The 6,976-nt window shown below is 65.8% G+C and carries 6 protein-coding genes; 1 reads left to right on the top strand and 5 read right to left on the bottom strand.

Annotation, left to right across the window (positions count from 1 at the left end; genetic code table 11):
- From EOD07_RS16525 to EOD07_RS16545, 5 genes are all read right to left on the bottom strand, one after another.
- On the bottom strand, window positions 1–1,299 hold a 1,299-nt coding region (locus EOD07_RS16525; protein WP_164772289.1), incomplete at its 3' end, for an ATP-binding cassette domain-containing protein.
- Entirely contained in the window at window positions 1,296–2,372 is a 1,077-nt protein-coding gene (locus EOD07_RS16530) for an HlyD family efflux transporter periplasmic adaptor subunit (protein ID WP_127236228.1), read from the bottom strand. The genes EOD07_RS16530 and EOD07_RS16525, both read right to left, overlap by 4 nt.
- 235 nt (window positions 2,373–2,607) lie before the next feature.
- Window positions 2,608–3,963, bottom strand: coding sequence for a glutamine synthetase family protein (locus EOD07_RS16535; protein WP_073989732.1), 1,356 nt, complete (start codon window positions 3,961–3,963; stop codon window positions 2,608–2,610).
- 289 nt (window positions 3,964–4,252) lie between these two features.
- Window positions 4,253–4,951, bottom strand: coding sequence for a GntR family transcriptional regulator (locus EOD07_RS16540; RefSeq protein WP_127236229.1), 699 nt, complete (start codon window positions 4,949–4,951; stop codon window positions 4,253–4,255).
- A gap of 128 nt (window positions 4,952–5,079) precedes the next feature.
- The gene (locus EOD07_RS16545; RefSeq protein WP_245470181.1) at window positions 5,080–5,892 is read right to left on the bottom strand and encodes a LuxR C-terminal-related transcriptional regulator; all 813 of its coding nucleotides are present in this window, start codon (window positions 5,890–5,892) and stop codon (window positions 5,080–5,082) included.
- Window positions 5,893–6,010: 118 nt separating this feature from the next.
- On the opposite strand from EOD07_RS16545, the gene EOD07_RS16550 reads away from it, so the two are divergent.
- On the top strand, window positions 6,011–6,976 hold a 966-nt coding region (locus tag EOD07_RS16550), incomplete at its 3' end, for an ABC transporter ATP-binding protein (protein ID WP_164772290.1).

Here is a 6,976-nt window from a genome sequence, read left to right on the forward strand (position 1 = left end):
GATCTCCGGTGAATGGATCATCGCCACCGCCAGCGACAGCCGCTGGCGGATGCCGAGCGGCAGGGCTTCGGGCAGCGCGTCGACATTGTCCGCCAGACCGAACTGCCGCGCGACCTCCTCGACCCGGGACGGGATCGCGGCGTCGGCCATGCCGAAGAGGCGGGCATGCAACACGAGGTTTTGCCGAACTGTCAGTTCCGAATAGAGGGAGAACCCCTGCGACATATAGCCGACACGCCGCCGCACTTCGATGTCGTGGGGGTCGATCTCGCGCCCAAACAGCCGTGCCTTGCCCTCGCTCGGCTCGAGCAGCCCGGTCAGCATCTTCATGGTGGTCGTCTTGCCGCAGCCATTCGAGCCCAGGAAGCCGAAGATTTCGCCGCGGCCGATGCGGAAGCTCACGTCGTCGACGGCGGTGAAGTCGCCGAAGCGCATGGTAAGATGTTCAGCCTCGATGGCGGATACACCGTCGGCATCGGCAGGCCGCGGAGAGATCACGACAGCCTCATGTCTGTCGCGCTTCTCCGGAGGGAGAAGGGCGATGAAGGCCGCGTCGAGATCGGGTGTGCCCGTCCTTTCGAGCAGGTCGGACGGGGTTCCGGACGCGAGCACCCTGCCTCCATCCATGGCCACCAGCCAGTCGAACCGCGAGGCCTCCTCCATATAGGCCGTCGCGATGATGACGCTCATCCCGTCGCGGCCCTCGCGGATCTCGCCGATCAGTTCCCAGAACTGGCGGCGCGACAACGGATCGACGCCGGTGGTCGGCTCGTCGAGGATCAAGAGGTCCGGATCGTGGATCAGGGCGCAGCAGAGGCCGAGCTTCTGCTTCATGCCGCCCGAAAGCTTGCCGGCCTGCCGGTCGGCGAAAGGCGCGAGCCCGGTGCGCCTCAGAAGCTCGCCGATGCGATGCTCGCGCTCCCACCTGTCGTGCCCGAACAGGCGGCCAAAGAAATCGATGTTGTCGAAGACGGACAGCGTCGGATAGAGGTTCTTGCCGAGGCCCTGCGGCATGTAGGCGATCCTTGGGTAGACGCTCTGCCGGTGGCGGAGATCGGCCATGTCGCCGCCCAGCACCTCGATATGCCCCTGCTGTATCGTCCGCGCTCCGGCGATCAGGGAAAGCAGGCTGGATTTGCCGACGCCGTCCGGCCCGATCAGGCCGACCATGCCGCCGGCCGGGAAGTCGAGCGTTACGGCATCGAGAGCCCTGACCTTTCCGTAGGCGTGGCCGACGTTCTCCAGCCGCGCGACCCGCTTCGGCGAGAAGGCGGCGGCGCCGTCCGGCCGGGCATTCATTGCACGAGCTTTCCTTGGACGCCGGCCGGCCATTCAGCCTGCGGGTCGAGCCGCACATAGGCCACGCCGGGCAGACCGGTCTTGACCTGCTGGATATACTTGCGGAGCAGCTCCGGCGAGATGTGCGCCTTGATCCGGAACATGAGCTTCAGGCGTTCCTCCTCCGTCTCGACGGTCTTGGGCGTGAACTGCGCGACGTCCGCGACGAAGGTCACCTTGGCGGGGATGATGTATTGCGGCGCCGCATCGAGCACGAGGCGTACGTCGGAGCCGATCGCGACGCGTCCAGCCTGCGCGGTCGACAGGAAGAAGGTCATGTAGACATCGCCGAGATCGACGAGGTTGAGCACGCGTCCGCCGCCCGCGAGCACCTCGCCGGGTTCCGCCACTCGGAATTGGACACGTCCATCGCGCGGCGATTTCAGCGTGGCGTCGTCGATATCGGCATCGATGCTTTCGATCGCGGCCTGCGCGGCATCGACCGCGGCCTTGGCATCGACCACTTGTGCCCGCGCCGCGTTGATTGCCGCCTCGCTGGCGGCGAGTTGGGCCCGCGCCGCGGCAACGGCGGCCTTCGCGCTCTGTTCGGCGGCGCGGTCGTTGTCCAGGACCTGCTGGGAGACGGTGTTGTTGACCGCAAGCTGCTGCGAGCGCGCCAGGGTCCGCTCGGCGGCGTCGAGCTCGGCCTCGCGTTGCGCGACGACCGCTGCCGCTGCCGTCTTTTCGGCCTCGCGTTGCGTCACCAGGCTGCCGGCGGTCTCGACCCCGATGGTGGCGCGCTGAAGCTGCGCCTCGGCCTGGCGGCGCTGTGCCTCGAGCTGCACAGTATCCATGCGGGCAAGCACTTCGCCCGCTTTGACGAAATCACCCTCGCCGACCAGGATCTCCTTGATCCGCCCGGCCGCCTTCGTCGAGATGTCGATTTCGACCGCCTCGATGCGGCCGTTACCGCTGGCGATGCCTTGCGGCAACGCCGCCCCGTCCTTGGATCGCTGCCATGCGTAGTAGCCGGCTGCCGCGAGGGCGATCAGAATCAGGGGGAATAGCCACCGTAGTGAACCCGAACCCTTCATAGACGGTCTCCTGCGTTGCGTGGCGCGCCGAAAAGCACGGGCTGCACAGGATGGATCCGTTCAAGGCTCAACTTGATGCCGACCATGGCAAGGGACTCCGTTCAGGACTGCGAAGCTGAACGGGACCAAAACAGAGGCTCGGCGTGGCGACCTTGATCCGCATCAATTGCGGGAGATGGCGGAGCGGCGGTGTGGAACGGACGTTTGACGGAAGTGCCCGATGCACCGTGGGAACTCAGACGCTCTCCAGATAGGTCTCGATCTCGAAGTCGCTGACGTTGAGGGCGAACGTGTTCAGCTCCTGGCGCTTGCAAGCGACGAAGGCGTCGCGCAGCACGTCCGGGAAGATCTCGGCGACGCGCGGGCCGGCCTCGAAGGCGGCGATCGCCGAGGCCCAGTCGGGCGGCAGCTTGGCGAGCGTCAGCCCCTGACCCTCGCCGCCGGTCGGCTCGCCGGGCGAGAGCTGGCGCTCGATGCCGATCAACGCCGCGCCGAGGATCGCCGCCAGCACCAGATAGGGATTGGCGTCGGCGCCGGAGACGCGATGCTCGATGCGCCGCGCGGCCGACGGACCGCCCGGAATGCGAATCGCCACCATGCGGTTTTCGTAACCCCAGGCGACGGCGGTCGGCGCATAGGATCGCGGCCGCAGCCGGCGGTAGGAGTTGAAATGCGGCGCGAACACCAGCGTGCTTTGGGCCATGGCGGCAAGCAGGCCGCCGACCGCATGGCGCATGGTGTCGGAGCCCTGATCCGAGCCGTCGTCGAAGATGTTGCGGCCTTGCCTGTCGAGGACGCTGAAATGGACGTGGAAACCATTGCCGGCGCGCTCGCCATAGGGCTTGGCCATGAAGCAGGCGGCGAAGCCATGCTTGCGCGCGATGCCCTTGACGGTGCGCTTGAAGAGCACGGCATCGTCCGCGGCGCGCAAGGCGTCGGGGACGTGGTTGAGGTTGATCTCGAACTGGCCGACGCCGTTTTCGGCAATGGCGGTGTCGACAGGAATATCCTGCATGCGGCAGGCTTCGTAGATATCGTGGATGAAGGCTTCGAAATCGTCGACCTCGTCGATCGAGAGCGCCGCGTCGGAATCGAGGCGCCGCCCGGTCACCGGTGAAACCGGTCCAACAGGCCGCTGCGAGGTCGGGTCGACAAGGTAGAATTCGAGTTCGGTCGCGGTGACGGGCGTCAGGCCGAGCGCGGCATAGCGGTCGAGGATGCGGGCAAGCGCGCGGCGCGGATCGCCAAGGTAGGGAGCGCCGCTGTCATCCGCCAACCAGACCGGCAACAGCGCCGTCGGATGCGCCGTCCAGTTGACGGGCAGTATGCCGCGGCCCGTCCAGTGGCAAAGCCCGTCGGCGTCGCCGGTCGAGAACACCTGGGCGTTGCCTTCGATGTCCTCGCCCCAGATGTCGAGCCCGATGGCGGAGTAGGGCATACGCAGCTTGCCTTCGAGCGCCTTGCGCGCCTGCTCGACCGGAATGCGCTTGCCGCGCATGATGCCGTTCAGGTCGCACACCGCAGCCCTGAGGCTCTGGATGTCCTTCCTGCTGTCCAGCCACTTCAAAACGTCCGCAATCGCATCGCTCAATTTCCAGCCCCTTTTCTGGGTGCTGTAGCCCTGCCGGCTACGATATCCAATTTTCAGCTTGTGAGTTCGTGAAGGTCAGCGCGGCCGATGCCGAGCGGGTTTCCTTCATTTTTTCAAGTCACTAGCCGGGATATCGGGAGGCATTTTGGGTCCGCTTTGTGCGATCTGCGATCGCAACATAGCTGGCGAGTGGAGGAAAGCCAAGGGGGCATTCGAGCGGTCGTTACTGGATAGGATGCGGCAGAAACCTTTGAGATGCCGGCGCGAAGGATCGCCAACATCCCGAATGCTAATGCCGCTGTTTCGGGAAGCTGATCTGCTCCAGGATGTGCGTCGCGCCTTCGGCGATATCGCGCACGATCGCGGCTCGCGCCCTTTCGCCGTCGCGGGCCTCGATCGCCGCCACGACTTCCTCGTGATAGTCGATGCCGAGAATGCCGGCGAGGTCGTCCTCGAAGCCGATGCGCAGATTACGCAGGAAAGGTCCGACCTGCATCCACACCGTCTCGATCAGGAAGATCATCTGCTCGTTGCCGCAATGGCGGTAGACCCCGAACTTGAAGTCGTGGTTCTTGCGCAGATAGGCGTCGATGTCGCCGCTGCGGGCGGCCTGGGTGAGCTCGGCGCAGAGACGGCGGATCGCGCGCAGGTTGTTGCCGTTGATGCGCTTTGTCGCGAGCTCGGCGGCCGTGCCTTCCAGGACCGTGCGCACGGCGGTCAGCTGCTGGAAGCGGTCGGCCGAAAGCAGCGGCACCTCGACACTGCCGTTCGGCATCGGGCTCAGCGCCCGCAGCGCCTGTAGCCGCATGAAGGCGCTGCGCACCGGCATGTCGCTGGTGCCGAGCTCCTTGGCGAGCTTGCGCGAGGTCAGCTTCTGGCCAGGCTGGAACTGGCCCGACATCAGCGCCCGCACGAGCTCCAGATAGACTTTTTCATGCAGGGGCACTGTATCGAGGGCGGTCAGTCCGAATCGTGTTTTGTCGGCCATTGGCTCTGCGCTGCCTGATCCGTCCTGAAATCTGTTTCGTCACTCGACCCGACGCCGGGATAGCCGGCCGGCCGTTTCGGCCGCACGATAGACGTTCATCGCGAGCTGCCGCAAGGCGGCCGGGGTTGCTATCCGGTCCGCGCGTCGATGATCTCGACGAAGCGGGCGAAGAGACCGGCCTGCGACTTGATCTTCAGCTTGCGGTAGATGTTGCGGCGGTGGACCTTGACGGTCCCCGGCACGATGCGCAGCGCCCTGGCGATCGATTCCGTGGAGTGGCCCTGGAGCACGAGGTCGACGACCTGCTTTTCGCGCGAGGTCAAGGACAGGCTCTTCCAGATATGCGCCCGGTCGAGTTCGTTGGTCATCGCGACGGCATCGCCGGATGGCTGGGCCGCAACCTCGTCTGCGGGCAAAGCGGGCCAGCGCTGCCTGCAGAAGCCGATCACCGCCGGCGCCATGTCGCGCAGCAGCCTGGCATCCGCCGTTCCGAATGGTCCGGTGGCGCGCAGCCGCATCAGCGACAGCACCAGCGCATCCTTGCCGGCCAGCGGCACGAAAAAGCCGACCTCCTCGGCAAGCCGGGTCTGGCTGTAATAGGAGCGGTAGTACTCGCTGGCATAGAAGCGGTCCGGGGCGAGCTCGCGCATACGCCAGAAACCTTCCTTGCGCTCGACCGCGGCGTGATGGAACGGGTCGAGCAGATAGGGCCCGTCCTGATAGAGCGCGACGAAGATGTGGCTCTCCGCCGGCGAGAAGGTCTCGAACAGGAGCGGCGGCCGCGCGGCACCGCGATAGCCGAAGATCACGCAATGGTCGAAGCGGACATGGCCACGCAGCCAGCCGACGATCGCCTTGCCGAAATTGTCGCCGCCGGTCTCGCGCGCGGCGGCTATCACCGCAGCCAAGGCATTGTAGTCGTCACTGCGGGAGGCGGCCAATCCATACCCCTCTAAACGATAAAATCGGCTAAATATACCACCTGCGAGGTATATACTAGGCGCCATTGGCTCTGCTAGCGTCATGACATTGCCTCATGCTGTCGCTGGAGCCCGTGGCTTGACTGCAGTGCCCGATATCGAATTTCGCGCGGTCACCAAGCGCTATGGCGCCGTCACCGCGGTGAGCGGCATCGACCTTGCCATCCCGCCTTCCGCCTTCGTCGCGCTGCTCGGCCCTTCCGGCTGCGGCAAGACGACGTGCCTGCGCATGATCGGTGGCTTCGAGCAGCCGAGCGAAGGCCAGGTGCTGATCCGCGGCCGCGACATGGCCGGCACGCCGCCCTACCGGCGGCCGGTCAACATGGTGTTCCAGCAATATGCGCTGTTCCCGCATCTCGATGTCGAGGAGAACATCTCCTACGGGCTGCGCCAGGCGCGGCCCAGGCTGTCGTCGCGCGAGATCAGCCAGAGGGCGGGCGAGGCGCTTTCGATGGTGCAGCTCGCCGGTTATGGCCGCCGCAAGATCCACGAGCTGTCCGGCGGCCAGCAGCAGCGCGTTGCGCTCGCCCGCGCTCTGGTCAACAAGCCGGCGGTTCTGTTGCTCGATGAGCCGCTGGCGGCGCTCGACAAGAAGCTGCGCACCGACATGCAGATCGAGCTGCAGAACCTGCAGCGCGAGATCGGCATCACCTTCGTGCTGGTCACTCACGACCAGGAGGAGGCGCTGTCGATGAGCGACTTCGTCTGCGTCATGAATGGCGGCCGCGTCGTCCAGCTTGGGCAGCCGAGCGAGATCTATGACGAGCCGGCCGATCTGTTCGTCGCCGATTTCGTCGGCAAGACCAATCTCTTGAGCGGCACGGTGGCGGGTCTTTCCGGCGACCTCGTCGATGTCGCGCTTGCCGACGGCACGGTGATTGCGGCGCGCAAGCGGGTGCCGCTCTCCCGGGGCGAGGCGGTATCGGTCAGCCTGCGGCCGGAATCGCTCAGCCTCTCGGCGCCCGGAGGCGGCAGCCTGAAAGGCATCGTCCGCAACCGCATCTTCCTGGGCTCGACGGCGGAGTACGCGATCGAGGTCCAGGGC

This window comes from Mesorhizobium sp. M2C.T.Ca.TU.002.02.1.1 (genome assembly GCF_003997225.1).

What these genes read in the sequence shown, in the direction of transcription:
- EOD07_RS16540 (WP_127236229.1), bottom strand. Translation starts at nt 4,951, where the DNA reads ATGGCCGACAAAACACGATTCGGACTGACCGCCCTCGATACAGTGCCC.
- EOD07_RS16530 (WP_127236228.1), bottom strand. Translation starts at nt 2,372, where the DNA reads ATGAAGGGTTCGGGTTCACTACGGTGGCTATTCCCCCTGATTCTGATC.